Below are 15,257 nucleotides of genomic sequence, written 5' to 3' on the forward strand. Positions count from 1 at the left end.
CTTATTTCTCTCTTTTATTGTTATAACCTGCGATGTTTTTTCAATGCAAATATATTTAAGACATAGAAAAGCAGCACAAAGCCGAACAATATTAGCAAATCCTGCCAAAGATCGACCAAGTCTTTTCCTTTAATCATGATTTCTTGAATGGCGTCCGCTCCGTAAGTAAGCGGCATAAATTTACTCAACACTTGCAACCACTCTGCCAATGTCTCCAAGTTAAAGATTCCCGAAAAAAATGCTTGTGGAATGATGACAATCGGAATAAACTGCATGATTTGCAGCTCATTATTTGCAAAGGCTGATAAAAGGGTAGCAAGCGCCAGCGCAGTGATGGCTAATAAAAATGTAACTACTAACAGCTGCCAAAAATCCCCTGCCATCCAAATATCAAGTACATATACGCAATACGTGACAATAACGAACGATTGAATAATCGTGAATAAGCCAAATCCTAGCAAATAGCCTGTTACAATCTCCCATCTTTTAATCGGCGTCGACAGCAATTTTTCTAATGTTCCTTGTGTTCTTTCCCGCAAAAATGAAATACCGCCTAGCACAAAAACAAAGAAAAAGACAAAAAAACCGATTAGTACTGAACCCGTCTGATCAAAAAGATTGATTTTGTCAGAGCCATAATAATATTCGACATCAGGCTGAATATTTTTTTGGTCTGACAGGGAGCTGAAGGCGGTTTGAATCACCTTCATAACCGCTGAATTGGCTGTCGGGTCGCTTCCTTCCAGCAAAACATACGGAACATGATTTTTTATCGTTATAAATGCATCTAAATCCTCTTTTTGAAAAGCCTCCTTCGCTTCACTTTCGGACATTTGAACAACATCTTTCTCCAATTCATTTTGCAATACTTGCTCAAGCGGCGCCGGTATATTTTCTGCTGCTATTTTCGGTTCGTATGGGTCGCCGTCTAATACAAGCCATACAAGAGTGATAACTAAAAGCGGCGCAAAGATCAATAAAGCAATCGACCGTTTATCCCTTAACAGCTGTCTTATAATTCGGATGACAACAGCTCCTACTCTCATTTCTCACTCCTCCCGTATGCTAAAAATGCTTCTTCAAGTGAATCGACCTTTTGGTTTTCTTTTAGCTTTTCCGGCGTGTCACAAGCAATGATATAACCGTTTCTTAGCATGGCCAGACGATCACACTTTTCCGCTTCATCCATGACATGTGTCGTAACTAAAATGGTCATCCCGTTGTTTTTTAGTTTTCTTAATTCACTCCATATCGATTGGCGAAGCACTGGATCGATTCCAACCGTCGGTTCGTCTAAAATTAATAGATCCGGTTTATGCATGAGCGAAGCAGCTAGAGACAACCGCCTTTTCATCCCACCTGAAAAGTCCTTGACAACTTTATCCATATGATCAGTTAAATCGACAATTTCCAAAACTTCCTGAATCGCTTTCTTCCGTTCTTGGCGTTTTAGCCCGTAAATAGCGGCTATAAATTCCAGGTTTTCTTTCGCGGTCAACTCCTGATAAAGAGCATCCGATTGCGCCATATAACCGATTGATTTCATTAGCTCGAGTGAAGGAACCTTTTGATCTTTGATAAAAATTTCTCCTTGATCTCCCTCTAAAATTCCTGTGATCATTTTGACCAACGTCGTTTTCCCAGAGCCGGATGGACCAAGAAGCCCGAAAATCTCTCCCTCATTTACGTCCAAATCAATATTTTTTAGCACTTTTTCCTTCCCAAATGAAATCGCAGCTTTACGGACAATAATCATTGAGGCCATTTTTTCCCTTCCTTTCGTACAAAATGAGTGAGTACTCACATACATTATAGTTGTGCAAACGAATTTTGTGAAGTGAGTAATCACTCATTTTTTGTAAATGATAGAAAAAATTTTTTAAACAGATTCGGCTTTAATAGTTATCGTCTTAAAAAAGCTGACTGCTGCGGATTTATACAAAAAGCAACAATAAGCATTTGAACTAGAAAAAACATCCACACAAATTGACTGAGGAATGAACATCAGAAGATGCGCTTTTTTGCACAAATTATGCCCATTTATTAATATGCAGGAGAAATCGGGGCAATCGGTTAGCTATTGGCTCATTAGGAGTGTTTTACAGGAATGACTAGATGAAGATAGTCTTGGTATTCGTTCCTTAGAGGAAATTAAACAAGCATTTTTAGTTATTTTACATAATGATTAAAGGAGATTTTAGATACAATACACATTCAATAAAAATGGTTGAAGTGATACTATATGGGCAAGTGGTACTGTAAAAACAATAATGATTGATTCAATATAATAATTCTTCTCATGCGGATTTCTGTTTACGGATAAGGCTGACATATGTGACTTTCAAATCTTACAGTTGAAAGAAGTGAAAAAGGATGAGCTTAGAGGCATTAAACAAACAAGTGAAAACCGATCTTTCCTATCTCGCCTTCGGAGGTCCAAGCTGGGTGCGAACGCTAAAAAAACCTGAAGGGCATGTCTACGATGTCGTGATCGTCGGCGGCGGCCAAAGCGGCTTAGGTGCGGCTTTCGGTCTTCTACGCGAACGGATATCCAACATTCTTGTCATTGATGAAAACCGAGAGGGCTGGGAAGGACCGTGGGAAACCTACGCCCGTATGGTGACCTTGCGAACACCTAAACATTTAACCTCCATCGACCTTGGGATTCCTTCCCTAACCTTCCGCGCTTGGTGGGAAGCACAATTCGGACCGGAAGGCTGGGAAGCGCTAGACAAAATTCCTCGGGGAGATTGGATGAATTATTTGCGCTGGTTTCGGAAAGTTCTCAATCTGCCCGTCATCAATGAAGTAAAGTTGAAGTTGATAGAGCCGACTGATGAAGGGATTCATCGGCTTCATATTGAAGGAACGGGTGCACCATCTGACATATTGCTCGCACGAAAGGTTATTTTAGCCACGGGAATTCAAGGCGGTGGCGAATGGCATGTTCCTCCTTTCATTGCTGAAAAATTGCCGCATCATCTCTATGCCCACTCCTCAGAAACAATTGATTTTAAAGCACTACAAGGGAAAAAGATCGGAATTTTGGGCGGCGGCGCATCTGCCTTTGATAATGCCAATTTTGCCTTATCAGAGGGTGCGGCCGAAGTTCATGTCTTTGTCCGCCGCAAGAAATTGCAGCGTATCAATCCGATCCGCTATATGGAAGTTTCCGGTCTAATTGAACGTTTCCAAGCTCTATCGGACGCTGATAAATATGCAATCATCGCTCATTTCTTTAAATATAATCAGCCGCCGACCAACGATACCTTCGGACGCGCAGCCTCATGGCCCGGTTTTCACCTGCACTTAGGAGCACCATGGCTTGATGTTGAAGCTGCAGATCAAGGTGCAGTAGTGACCACACCTCAGGGCAAGTTCACCTTCGATTTTCTGATCATCTGCACTGGACTCGTCACTGATCCTGCTTTGCGTCCGGAGCTGAAACTTGTCGAAAGCCACATTGCTCGTTGGGGAGACCGCTATCATCCCCCGAAGGAGCTGGCCAATCCAATGCTTGATGCCCATCCTTATCTCAGCCCTGGTTTCGCTTTTATAAGCCGCGATGAAAAGGGCAAAAAGCTTCTGTACGGAATTTTCGCTTTCAACTATTCGGGTTTGATCAGCTGCGGCATTACAGCAGCTGCTCTTTCCGGCCTGAAATACGGGATACGCAAGCTCGTGTCAGAAGTAGCGGATCAGCTTTTCTTAGATGATTGCGAAAAGATATTGAAAGACTTCTATTCCTATAACGAAATCGAATTTGTCGGTGAATGGACTAAAAAGGAGTAAGGCCTTAGAATAACCGTTGGTAGTGTGGGGGCTGTCTCAAGCTGATTTTTCAGCTAAGAGGCGCCCCTTTTTCAAATAAAAATAACGTTTATATTTTTTTCGGACAGCTGTTTGTAATGCAAGGAATTTATGGTCTGAGAAAGCGGCCTTTTAACACTCTTTAAAAATAAATAAGGTGAATCGAATCAAAGTTCGATCCACCCAATTAAATTTTTTCAGTTTCCTTCGAACAATTAATGGACCACGGCTGGACCAATTAATGCTGCTGGTTTTTCCCCTAAAGCCAGCTTGCTAATGTTTGTATAGCTAATATGTTTATATGATTGCAGCAGTTGTTTTAATTCCGGAAATCTTTTATCTTTTTTTAGTTTTTCGATTTCCTGATGATAGATAGACAATACATAATCATCCTGAAATTTCGGTTGGAATCGATCCGGGTCTTCATCCATTAGTAAAGAGCCCATATATTGATATCCATATTGTAATTGACGAGTCAAATGGACGATATTTAAAAATTTCCGATAAATAGTTGGTGTTGTTGCCTTTAAGTTTTCGATAGCGGTTTGTGCATTTTTCAACTCATCGTAACTAGAGTCTATTATCACACTATATCATTCCTTTGTTCCGTATTAATCCCACGGTTTATTCAGTGAAAGTCTGGACACGAGTTCTTTATTTTGTTGTCTTTTTAACTTGCGAATGCTTTCACGTTCTTTTCCTGTTTCGTAGAGATATTTTTCTTCCTCTGTTTCTGGAATAATAGGCGGTACTTCCAACGGTCTTTTATTCTCATCCAAGGGAACAAAAGTGAAAAATGCAGTAGCTGCAATTCTTCGTTTCCCAGTTTCTAGATCTTCTGCAATCACTTTACAGAAAATCTCCATGGATCTTTTACCTGTATAGCTAACAAATGATTCAATACAAACCGAATCACTTACCCGGATCGGTTCAAGGAAATTAACGGAGTCGGTCGACGCCGTAACACATTCCTTTACCCTTGTATGTCTGCGGGCGGAAAGCGTCGCACATGCATCCATCTTCTTCATTAAAACTCCGCCAAATAATGTATGATAATTGTTCAAATCATTAATGAGCACTTGATCTGTTTGAACAACACGTGTTTCTTTAACTTTTTTTGCTTCCATCATGATCACCTTACGTATAAAAATACTTTTGAAGCGTACGCTTCATCCGTATTAGAATTTTTACAAAGAGAATTATAATATAGCTGGTTTGCAAAGATACAATGCCAATCCTATATACAATTCATAACAAAATAGTATGGAAGCGCTCTTTAACCTAAACAAAAAACCACCCGTGTGATGAGCTGTCCCCAGTCAAGTAGACAGGAATAAAAAAGCACATATAGAAAAATCCCTCCATAATAGACAGATGAACAGGCTTTCTTTTTCCTGTCTACTATAAAGGGATCGTATCATTGAGCTTGGTCGTGTGTTACATTCTATTCCAAATAAACTTTTATTTCATCATTTGCTTTATCAATTCTCGGTTGAGTTCTTTAAAGATTTCGTTATGGGATGATACCATGCCAAATTTATCAGCCTTAGGTTCAATAAATTGTTTAGCGCTATTTACCGCATTTGCGGCATCCTGAAAGGCCCCCGCAATCAAATGCAATTTCCCATCGTATTTTAGAATATCCCCCGCTGCATAAAGTCCCGGTACAGAAGATTCGCTATGGGCGTTGCCCGCAATGTAGTGATTGTCAATCATTTGAATATTCAACTCGCTTTTTTCCAGCAAGGAGGAATCGCGCTCATAGCCATGATTCACAATTACTTCATCAATCGATAAATAGGTGATCTCTCCTGTTTCACGGTTTGTTAGCTCGACTCGTTCAATCCGTTCATGGTCCTCGCTGGCAATCAATTTGGTAATCGAGGTATGAAAATAACAAGTAGCCGAGCTGTTTAGAAGCTGCGTCACCTGCGATTCATGACCTTTTAACATCTCCCCTCGATACGTCAAATACACTTTTTTAGCAATCGGCACTAATTCATTCGCCCAATCAATTGCCGCATTGCCTCCTCCTGAAATGATGACCGTTTTATTTTTGAAGAGCTTTAACGATTTCACTGTATAATGCAGATTAGCCACCTCGAACTTTTCTGCACCCTCGATCTCCAGTTTTTGCGGCTTCAATATACCGCTTCCCACTGCGACAATGACCGTCTTGGAAAAATGCTGCCGTCCAGAAGCGGCCTGCAATATAAAAGTGCCATCTTCCTTTCGTTTCATCGATTCAATCTTTTCATTTAGTACCACTGTAGGATTAAATGTTAATCCTTGCTTGACAAGCTGCTTAATTAATTGTTCTCCTGTAATCGGTGCATGTCCTCCAACATCCCAAATCATTTTCTCCGGGTAAACATGAAGCTTGCCGCCCAATTGCGGCTGATACTCAATCAGCTTTGTTTTCATTTCCCGCAATCCGCTATAAAATGCCGCATACAACCCCGCTGGTCCGCCGCCAATAATCGTCACATCGTATAATTCGTCATATTTCATCTATTTCCACCTCTCCTAGAACTCAGTAAATGATTATCATTCTCAATTAAATATACATTGTTTTTACCTCTTTTACAACGAACAGTGATTGACTATTGAAAAAAATTTTTACACCATATAGAGCTCGTATTGTTTATGGACGGTCGGACCACTGTCTCGCAATCGCACAACGAGAGCAAGTCCCAGACGGTTTCTAACCGTTGGAAACATCCGTCTTTCTTCAAGCTATCTATGAATCGTTTGTAGATGCAGGAAATCAACGGACATCTAGAACCTCTATCTATTTTTCATGAAAAGATAGCGGCCGCTTCCACGAACATATGAAACATGATATTCAAATGAATCCTTCCTAACCCCTGCTTAAGTACAAGAGACGGCTCCACACAAAAAAGACACTTTTTTCTTGTTTCTGCTTCAAGTAAAAAAAGGGGCTGTCCGATAAGTCCCTAAAATGAAGCAAGTGGAGAAAAACAATGCGTTTCTCTCCACTTGCTTTTATATTTTTTCGATTTTTATCTGAAAGTAGCTGGCGGATGCCGGCTACTTTCAGGAAGTTGTGGGCTAATGCCACAATCCCAAACTCAACATGTACTTTGTCGAGCCCCCGTAAAGAAAATCTGCGGAACGACCGATTGCCCTTGATGTGACCGAACACACTTTCTGCCTCGACTTTGCGTCGAGCGTAGATGGCGGCTTTCTCTTCACATTCAAGGGCTGTTTTGGCCTTTGCTTTCATTTCTTCAAAGATGGGATTCCAGTGAACTTGACGATTTCCCTTCGCTTTTGTGCATTTCGCTTTCAATGGGCAATCGGTGCAATCTTCACATTCGTATATTTTGAAGCTTTGTTCATAGCCAGATGGATTCTTTTTGTTTTGGTATTTTTTAAACGTTACTCTCCTTCCATTCGGGCAAATAAAACAATCATCCTCTTCACAATAGGTCCAGTTTTTGGCATTTTTAATGTCTTTTTTGTATGTACGTGTTTGTTCTTTTACATAGCTCCCATAAGGAATCAGAAACTCAAACCGGGGCTCTTTCTCATCACCAACTGCATATACATAGTTTTCTTCACTACCATAGCCTGCATCCGCAATAACTGTTTGGGGCATCGGTAATGAAGTGGAGGCTAGCTTCTCCATATGTGGGATAAAGCAACGTGTATCGGTTGGTCGTTGATGAATGGTATAAAACAAGATAAACTGATTCTCTGTCCCGATTTGCACATTATACCCTGGCTTCAGTTGACCATTTTTCATATGATCTTCTTTCATTCGCATAAAAGTTGCGTCTTTATCCGTTTTTGAATAGCTGTTACGATCGCCAAAGATTTCATTCTGTTCCTTGTATTTGGCTAGTCGAGGTAAAAAATTTTCTCGAATCCGTTTTAAAGGTTTTTTCCATTTCTTGCGTTCTGTTCGTTTTTCCTTCCGAACTTTTGTATCAGATTCCTGTTCGATTTCCTCTGTTAGGATTTCGACTTTTTCTTCTAATTTTTGAGCGATGGCTTCCAAGTTCTGTTCCGTGATTTCTGGATCTTCTTTCGCCTCTTTTTGTGCTGTTCCTGCTTCTAATTGGGTTAATTCTTGAATGTACTGAAGTGTTTCTTGAATTTTTTCTCTTACCTTCGCTTCAAATTTCAAGGTTGATTTTTTCCACACGAAAGAATACTTATTGGCATTGGCTTCAATTTTAGTACCATCCAAAAAGTAGTTTTCCATCGTGATGTAATTTTCTTCAATCAGCTTCAGAATCATCGCTTCAAATAACTCATCCATTAGGATCTTCATCCGTCCGCCTCGGAATTCGTTGATTGTCCGGAAATCTGGTTGTTGCATCGCTGAAAGCCACATGGCAGGAATATTTTCTTTAACGAGTTTTTCGATTCCTCGACAAGAATAAACCTTTTGAGAATAAGCATACAGAATGATTTTCAGCATCATTTTGGGATGATAGGAGCTTCTGCCGCCGCCTTTATAATGAGAAAACAATTGTTCATCTGGTATCGCCTCCACCATTTCGTCCACGACACGTGCCACGTGATGTTCGGGTATGAGCGATTCAATATCATAAATCATTTGAACTTGACGGTTGTCATATGGTTTGAAAGTAGGGGCTAAATTTCTTTTAGCAGGAGTTTTTTCTTCTTTTCCATCTAGAGGAAGTGTCATTTGTGTGTTATAATTTTCAGGAGTAATCATTTGATTGCTCATAAAAAATCGTCCTTTCTGTAATGTTGTGTCGCAACTTCATTTTACTAGAAAGGACGATTTTTTTGTGCATTTTTTTTAAAAGTGAAAAAATGAGGGGCTTCAAAAAGTCAGTTACCCTGACTTTTTGGACAGCCCCCTTCTTATAGTTGACTCAATCGGATTTAGAATCCTGTCCGGGATTAGCTGTCGACAGCTTTTCTTTTGCAAATCGTACAAATTCCTGCGCAATCTGTGATAAGCTTGCATCCTTTCTCCAAATCATTGCCAGATTCCATTCGATTTCCGGATTAGTGACGGTGATCGTTTTAAAATCATCTGTTAGTTCTATACACGTACTTTCAGGCAGCAAAGTAATACCTATATTGTAGGCAACCAATTCTTGAATAAACTCCAGTTGTGATGTTTCCGAAATAATTTTCGGTTGAAAACCGGCTTCTCTACAAGAATTGATGACAAGATTTCTTAGCACAAAATCCCGGTCGAACATAATAAAGTCCTCTTTTTTTAGCTCCTGCAAAGACACTTCCTGTTTTCCCGCCAGACGATGAGACGAAGAGACAACTAGTTTTAATTTCTCATTCACAAATATAATACTGTCAAGACTTTCATTTTCCTCAGAAAGAACAACGACCCCAAAATCCAATAAATTATTAAGAACCTTCTCTTCAACTGGTTTGGAACCATCCTCTTCTAGTAGGAAAATCACCTCTGGATATTCTTCATGAAACGATGCAATCAATTTTGAGAAGAAAATGGAATTCGTAATCGTAGGTAGCCCGATGCGAATTTGTCGTTTTCTTTGCATAAACATTTTATCAAGCTCTGCATCCAATTGCTGCAACTGATTTTCAATTTTTAAAGCATGTTTTTTTAAAATACGGCCTGCATCCGTCAATATCAGCTTTTTTCTAGTACGTATGAAAAGCGGTGCTCCAATTTCATCCTCCAATGATTTGATAATTCTGCTGAGAGCAGGCTGCGTAATGAACAGATTCTCAGATGCAGTGGTAAAATTGCCGGTACGTGTAACCTCAAGAAAACACTTCAATTGTTTAATTTCCAATTGAATCAAACACCCTATTACATTTTAATGATAATAAAACCCGTGGTGCTAGATAAAATCAGACAAGCATAAAAATAGCCCTTGCATGAGGATCTCCTTAAAATGAAAGTGCGACCAAACATTTAAAAGGAGAATTCACATGCAAGAGCACTTTCATTTTACAACAGATCGAGCCAAACTTCAAAAACAATATGTATCGATTTTGTGTTTTGTATCAGCTCAACTATCGAGTATCCAGATTCATCTTCAACGTCGAAATCTTCATTTGTTGAAACAGAAGGACGAGGTCATCATCGCCGTCCATGTCCTTGGAAAGTTGTTAGGCTTCACTTCCGAACGGGCTTGGCACCGGTTTGTGATCGGGAATTTGTTTTCCAAGGACTTGTTCCCTGAACGTTCTCGATACAACCGTCGCTGCCGAGCGCTTGGCTTTGCGATCAAGTGGATGCGGCACCAGCTGGCCAAGCGTGGACAACACCATGCGTATGCGGTCGTGGACAGTTTGCCGATCGAGCTGTGTCATTCATCCCGAATGTATCGCGCCAAACGGTTTCGTGGAATTGCGGATATTGGCTATTGTGCTTCGAAAAAGATCGCTTTCTATGGGTTGAAACTTCATCTGCAGGTCACCGACCAAGGGCTTCCGATGGGATATGTCGTCACTGAAGCGTCTTGTCACGATCGGGTGGCCGCTGAAACCGTCATGACGCAAATTCCACATCCATATAACCTAGGTGACAAAGGGTACATCAGCCAAAAACTGCAAAAGAAGCTGTACGAAGAGCATCGAGTCGCTTTTTGGACGCCCGTTCGAAAAAATCAGCGAATTCTCCAATCCGACGCATGGAAACAGTGGATGAAACGAAAACGCAAAGTGATTGAAACCGTGTTTTCGATTTTAGTCGATTCGTATCGGATCACCGAGATTCGAGCGAACTCGGTTTCTGGATTTGAAACGGCACTGGATGGTATTTTACTGGCTTACTCCCTTGTTGTTCTTGGGCTAGTTGAGCGTTAAGACTCAACTAGCACCACGGGTGATAATAAAGTTTACCACACTTTTCACTTTAGCGCTTTAAATTTGTTTTATTAAATAGGCGAAGCATAAAATCTTGATGTTCTTGTTAGGGCAGTTCATTAATTAGACAGCCCCTTGTGTTTTTGTGTTTAATTACGCTAATTTCAACAATGGAAGTATCTTATTCGGAAATAAAAAGCTCTAATTTTGTCCTCTTTTAATCCTTCAAGTTCCCCTTCTTATATCTAAAAACTTTTCATTTCATTCATCTATGCAATCATTTATTTTTATATTCCATATCAATATTATAAAAAGATTAGCGGGCATGGTATCCCCATTTATCGAATTTTTGAAGAGAAACAGGCAAATCATCTGATTTGAGAAAAATGCTACATAGAGCTTATTTTTGAAATTTCCTGAATTGTACAGGGACAAATGCGGGAAATAAAGCATAAATAAATACAGTAAAAATTCGTTAATTTGGGAGTGAGGTGTCATGAAAACTCCATGGATTCACCATGAGAGGATGCAGCAAATACGTTCTAAACAAATGAACATTTTTAAATCTTCAAGAGTTCAAAAAAAATCTGTATGCCCCAATTTTCAGCATACAGAAGAAGATGATGATAGTCACAAATCAGATATTGTGCCAAATCGCATTGATACAGCAGAAGCAGATGATTCACATGAAAATTACGGTATAAAAAAGGTGCCCAAACTAAACAAAAATAAAAATAATGTTTCCAAACTGATGAATTTATACAAAAAGTATAATATGTCTAAAAGAAATCATACAGGCAGCATCTGTGGTCCTACTCAACCATCGAATAGAACGACTGATCCTGAACACGTTTCCTCAACTGATGACCACACTTTAAAAACGGATGATTCCCATATTAAGCAGATTTCTCTACCTAGCCCTAGCCATGAGACAAAGGAGCACCCCTCAGCCGATTCGGTTCTTGAGCCTGTTCATCCTTCATCCAATTCGGATGAAATAAATGATCAAGAGGATGACTTTGATACTGATCTTATTGATCATTCAGTCGATAGAGCTCATTCATCATCAGATGGAAACGATTCTGAACTAATGCCTTTAGCTAATGCTGATCATGATTTGAAAACGGATTGTTCTTCCCATGATATTAAGCAGATTTCTCTACCTAGCCCTGACCATGAGACAAAGGATCATCCCTCAGCCGATTCGGTTCTTGAGCCTGTTCATCCTTCATCCAATTCGGATGAAATAAATGATCAAGAAGATGGCTTTGATACTGATCCTATTGATCATTCAGTCGATAGAGCTCATTCATCATCGAATAGAACCAATTCTGAACTAGTTCTCTTCGCTAGTAATGATCATACTTTGAAAATGGATGGTTTTTCTCATGTTAGGCGTATTTCTTTAACTGATTTTGAACATCATGAGAAATACGATCAAGATTCAATGGATTCGGTTTTTGAACTTGTGTATACCTTTGCATCCAGCTCGAATGAAATAAATGATCAAGAGGATCACTTTGAAACCAATTCTTTTGATTATTCAGTCGAGCTTGCTCATTTATTGGATGAAAACAATCTTAAACAAGTTTTTCCAGCTGTTAATGAGCATGCTGTGAATACGGATGAGGCTTCTCATATTAAGCAGATTTCTCTAACTGGTCTTGATGAACAGGAGACGAATGATCAACCTTCAACCAATTCGGGTTTTGAGCTAGTTCATGCTCCATCCAGCTCGGATGAAATAAACAATCATAAGGATATCCGTGAAATCAATCTTATTAACCATACAGTCGAACTAGTCCATTCATCATCGGACGATGCCGTTCCTGAACAATCTCCTCCAGCTGTTGATGAGTATGCTGTGAATACGGATGAGTATTTCCATGCTGGTCTTGAACAGGAGACAAAGGATCATCCTCCAACCGATTCCGTTTTTGAATCTGCCCATGATTCATCCAGCTCAGATAAAATAAATGATCAAGAGAATATCAGTGAAACCAATCCTATTGACTATACAGTCGAGCCAGTTCATTCATCGGACAATGCCGTTCCTGAACAATCTCCTCCAGCTGTTGATGAGTATGCTGTGAATACGGATGAGTATTTCCATGCTGGTCTTGAACAGGAGACAAATAATCAATCTACGACCAATTCCGTTTTTGAATTTGCCCATGACTCATCCAGCTCAGATAAAATAAATGATCAAGAGAATATCAGTGAAACCAATCCTATTGACTATACAGTTGAGCCAGTTCATTCATCGGACGATGCCGTTCCTGAACAATCTCCTCCAGCTGTTGATGAGCATGCTGTGAATACGGATGAGTATTTCCATGCTGGTCTTGAACAGGAGACAAAGGATCATCCTCCAACCGATTCCGTTTTTGAATCTGCCCATGATTCATTCAATTCGGGTGAAATAAATAATCAAGATATCTTTAAAATCCATCTTATTAACAATACAGTTGAGCCGGTTCATTTATCAGATGGAGCTGATCCTGAACAATCCCCTTCAGCTGTTGATGAACATGCTGTGAAAACGGATGAGGTTTCTCATGCTGAACAGGAGATAAATAAAAAATCTCCGACCGATTCTGTTTTTGAGCCTGTTCATCCTTCATCCGAATCGGATGGAACGAATGATCAAAAAGCTATTAATTTTGATAATGCAGATGAATCTATCAAATATGGAAAAACATGTTCAATGACTATAAAAAGACCATTTTCGACTTTTGTAGAAATAGATGACTTTCTTCATTCTCCTATCTTTAGCAATATAGTTCAAAATTCAGCTGAATTTCTTGACTTAAACAATAAACAAACTCCTCAATTAAACACAAAATTACTCAATACGACAACTTATTATCCTGAACAGCCTGAATGTCGTTTAGTTTGCTCTAAAATTCATGAAATGATCTCTTTAACTGACACTGTACACACTTATAGTAAGAATAATACAAATAATCATTATCAATCTATTGCAGTTCCCCTGCATGACTCAAAAGCTGCGAAAACAAGCGAAACAGATAACAAAACTTGTACATCTCATGACTTTATACAAATTAGAGTTCCAGTTGTAGCAGGGGAATACAAAATGGAAATAATTTTAGAAGAAGATGTTGTATTTGAAGAAGAGATTTTGGGCGTTAAAGAAATCTCTAAAGAGGTCGTACTAACAAATTGTAAATTCGTACCTACTCAATTCTCCCCATCATTAGATAATGGAACATGTACAGCACTGAAAGGAAATTTATTTATAAAAGGATATATATCACAAAATATTGAGTACACTGCCGCAGACAACGGAAATGAAGGTTCCAAACAAAATGAATCAGTACCTTACTATCGTCAATTGCACCAAAAAATTATATTGGATTTAATCGTTCATTTATTACAAGTACAACAAGTTCGGGTCAGTTATGCTGGCAATGGAATCTAGAGATCATCGAATGTATACGAAATCCACTCTTTGATTTAAAAATGAGAAAAATGATTATGTGAAAAGCCCAAACTTAAAAATGAATGCTGCATATTGTATTAATGCAGAGTTTGGAAAACTCAAAAAAAATTAAGGAGTGGATTTTTTCATGAGTAAAGACGATCATCAAATCCCAGCTTGCCCAGTAAAATCGACAGAACAAGTACCATTATCAAATGAAAATACCGATTTAGTTCTTACACCAGATGTTACTGTAACTCTTAAAACTCCAGTTGTATTAGCAGAAAAAACTATTCAAGTTGTAGTAGAGGCAGATATTCCGCTTGATCCGCCAGCAACTGAAATTAAGAGAGTGACAAAAAACGTATTTTTGGAACAAGCGAAACTAGTACCTGTTAGATTTACACGTATTGGTACAACGGACTATTTTAGAGTAACTAGAGCGAAATTATTTGTATCAGGATTTATTCGCAAAGATATTGAATATGCTTCCAGAGACTGCAATGGAGCACTTCAAGACAGAATTGCAGACGTTCCGTTCTCTGGTTTTACAGAACTTGCAGACGCTGCTCCAACCGGAGATTTCCTTCTTTTCCCAATAATAGGAATTTCTGATCAAAGCAAAGCTCTCTTCTTAAATGAGAAAAATGACCTTGTTCCTCGTTTGGATAAATATTTCTTCCAAAATCTCGTCAAATATAATGAACAACCATACGGTGAATTAATAGCCGCAAACTTCTATGAACTTGATTTCTCACCAGTTAAAGTAGGACCTGAAGGCCAGTTTAAAACATTGCGCGAAAAAATCGTCTTAGATCTTACTGTGAAATTATTACAAGTTCAACAATTTCAAACTACAGCTACACAAGTAACTCCTAGTTTCCCTGAAGGAACTTTAGATGCTGCCACAAACAGATCTAAACACAAATAACTAGTTCAGAAGCCGTGACTTTTTGGGTCATGGCTTCTACTTTTCTTTTTAACTGTTATTTCTTCGCTTTCTCGTTAAAAGAAAATTTAAGCCCTTTATCGGCTGAACCTGCTGCGAGAGCTCAGGCTTTCCTAAACGTTTTCCCTTGTTCACTCACTGCAGCTCTAAGCGTAGCTTATTTGCCATTATCTTGAGTAACTCTGATATGTTCCAGTGCTTTTGCGCCGCTCTTAGTATTCAGTCATGTTAGGTTGTTCATCGATTTCTCGA

11 protein-coding genes are annotated in these 15,257 nt (G+C 39.2%); 4 read left to right on the forward strand and 7 right to left on the reverse strand.

Annotation, left to right across the window (positions count from 1 at the left end; all coding sequences use genetic code 11):
• Positions 1 to 20 precede the first annotated feature (20 nt).
• Entirely contained in the window at positions 21 to 1,046 is a 1,026-nt protein-coding gene (locus RI196_RS18185; RefSeq protein WP_311066690.1) for an ABC transporter permease, read from the reverse strand.
• Positions 1,043 to 1,765, reverse strand: a complete 723-nt coding sequence (locus RI196_RS18190) for an ABC transporter ATP-binding protein (protein ID WP_311066691.1) — start codon at positions 1,763 to 1,765, stop codon at positions 1,043 to 1,045. Before RI196_RS18190 ends, RI196_RS18185 begins: the two co-directional genes overlap by 4 nt.
• Positions 1,766 to 2,373: 608 nt before the next feature.
• Between RI196_RS18190 and RI196_RS18195 the strand changes: the two genes are divergently transcribed.
• Positions 2,374 to 3,792 carry an NAD(P)-binding domain-containing protein gene (locus RI196_RS18195; RefSeq protein WP_311066692.1) on the forward strand — a complete coding sequence of 473 codons (1,419 nt, stop codon included), beginning with the start codon at positions 2,374 to 2,376 and terminating at the stop codon, positions 3,790 to 3,792.
• Positions 3,793 to 4,025: 233 nt separating this feature from the next.
• On the opposite strand, the gene RI196_RS18200 is transcribed toward RI196_RS18195, so the two are convergent.
• From RI196_RS18200 to RI196_RS18220, 5 genes are all read right to left on the reverse strand, one after another.
• Complete coding sequence (locus tag RI196_RS18200) at positions 4,026 to 4,397, reverse strand: hypothetical protein (RefSeq protein ID WP_063388277.1); 372 nt, start codon at positions 4,395 to 4,397, stop codon at positions 4,026 to 4,028.
• A 24-nt stretch (positions 4,398 to 4,421) separates the two neighbouring features.
• Complete coding sequence (locus tag RI196_RS18205) at positions 4,422 to 4,937, reverse strand: acyl-CoA thioesterase (RefSeq protein WP_082829614.1); 516 nt, start codon at positions 4,935 to 4,937, stop codon at positions 4,422 to 4,424.
• Positions 4,938 to 5,271: 334 nt separating this feature from the next.
• On the reverse strand, positions 5,272 to 6,321 hold the full coding sequence (locus RI196_RS18210) for an NAD(P)/FAD-dependent oxidoreductase (RefSeq protein WP_311066693.1): 1,050 nt from the start codon (positions 6,319 to 6,321) through the stop codon (positions 5,272 to 5,274).
• Positions 6,322 to 6,670: 349 nt separating this feature from the next.
• Entirely contained in the window at positions 6,671 to 8,533 is a 1,863-nt protein-coding gene (locus RI196_RS18215) for an IS1182 family transposase (RefSeq protein ID WP_311066694.1), read from the reverse strand.
• A gap of 151 nt (positions 8,534 to 8,684) precedes the next feature.
• The gene (locus RI196_RS18220; protein ID WP_063388274.1) at positions 8,685 to 9,596 is read right to left on the reverse strand and encodes a LysR family transcriptional regulator; all 912 of its coding nucleotides are present in this window, start codon (positions 9,594 to 9,596) and stop codon (positions 8,685 to 8,687) included.
• 139 nt (positions 9,597 to 9,735) lie between these two features.
• Between RI196_RS18220 and RI196_RS18225 the strand changes: the two genes are divergently transcribed.
• The 3 genes from RI196_RS18225 (at position 9,736) to RI196_RS18235 (ending at position 14,987) form a co-directional block, all read left to right on the forward strand.
• On the forward strand, positions 9,736 to 10,614 hold the full coding sequence (locus tag RI196_RS18225) for an IS982-like element ISGth1 family transposase (RefSeq protein WP_311066496.1): 879 nt from the start codon (positions 9,736 to 9,738) through the stop codon (positions 10,612 to 10,614).
• Between the two features lie 496 nt (positions 10,615 to 11,110).
• Positions 11,111 to 14,056 (forward strand): BC_2427 family protein, encoded by a 2,946-nt coding sequence (locus RI196_RS18230; protein ID WP_311066695.1) that lies wholly within the window; start codon positions 11,111 to 11,113, stop codon positions 14,054 to 14,056.
• A gap of 148 nt (positions 14,057 to 14,204) precedes the next feature.
• Positions 14,205 to 14,987 carry a CsxC family protein gene (locus tag RI196_RS18235; protein ID WP_117016908.1) on the forward strand — a complete coding sequence of 261 codons (783 nt, stop codon included), beginning with the start codon at positions 14,205 to 14,207 and terminating at the stop codon, positions 14,985 to 14,987.
• Positions 14,988 to 15,257 lie beyond the last annotated feature (270 nt).

It is taken from the genome of Aeribacillus composti, from assembly GCF_031760945.1.
Taxonomy (GTDB): domain Bacteria; phylum Bacillota; class Bacilli; order Bacillales; family Aeribacillaceae; genus Aeribacillus; species Aeribacillus composti.

What these genes read in the sequence shown, in the direction of transcription:
- RI196_RS18190 (WP_311066691.1), bottom strand. Translation starts at nt 1,765, where the DNA reads ATGGCCTCAATGATTATTGTCCGTAAAGCTGCGATTTCATTTGGGAAG.
- RI196_RS18215 (WP_311066694.1), bottom strand. Translation starts at nt 8,533, where the DNA reads ATGAGCAATCAAATGATTACTCCTGAAAATTATAACACACAAATGACA.
- RI196_RS18195 (WP_311066692.1), top strand. Translation starts at nt 2,374, where the DNA reads ATGAGCTTAGAGGCATTAAACAAACAAGTGAAAACCGATCTTTCCTAT.
- RI196_RS18230 (WP_311066695.1), top strand. Translation starts at nt 11,111, where the DNA reads ATGAAAACTCCATGGATTCACCATGAGAGGATGCAGCAAATACGTTCT.
- RI196_RS18205 (WP_082829614.1), bottom strand. Translation starts at nt 4,937, where the DNA reads ATGGAAGCAAAAAAAGTTAAAGAAACACGTGTTGTTCAAACAGATCAA.
- RI196_RS18210 (WP_311066693.1), bottom strand. Translation starts at nt 6,321, where the DNA reads ATGAAATATGACGAATTATACGATGTGACGATTATTGGCGGCGGACCA.
- RI196_RS18235 (WP_117016908.1), top strand. Translation starts at nt 14,205, where the DNA reads ATGAGTAAAGACGATCATCAAATCCCAGCTTGCCCAGTAAAATCGACA.
- RI196_RS18185 (WP_311066690.1), bottom strand. Translation starts at nt 1,046, where the DNA reads ATGAGAGTAGGAGCTGTTGTCATCCGAATTATAAGACAGCTGTTAAGG.
- RI196_RS18225 (WP_311066496.1), top strand. Translation starts at nt 9,736, where the DNA reads ATGCAAGAGCACTTTCATTTTACAACAGATCGAGCCAAACTTCAAAAA.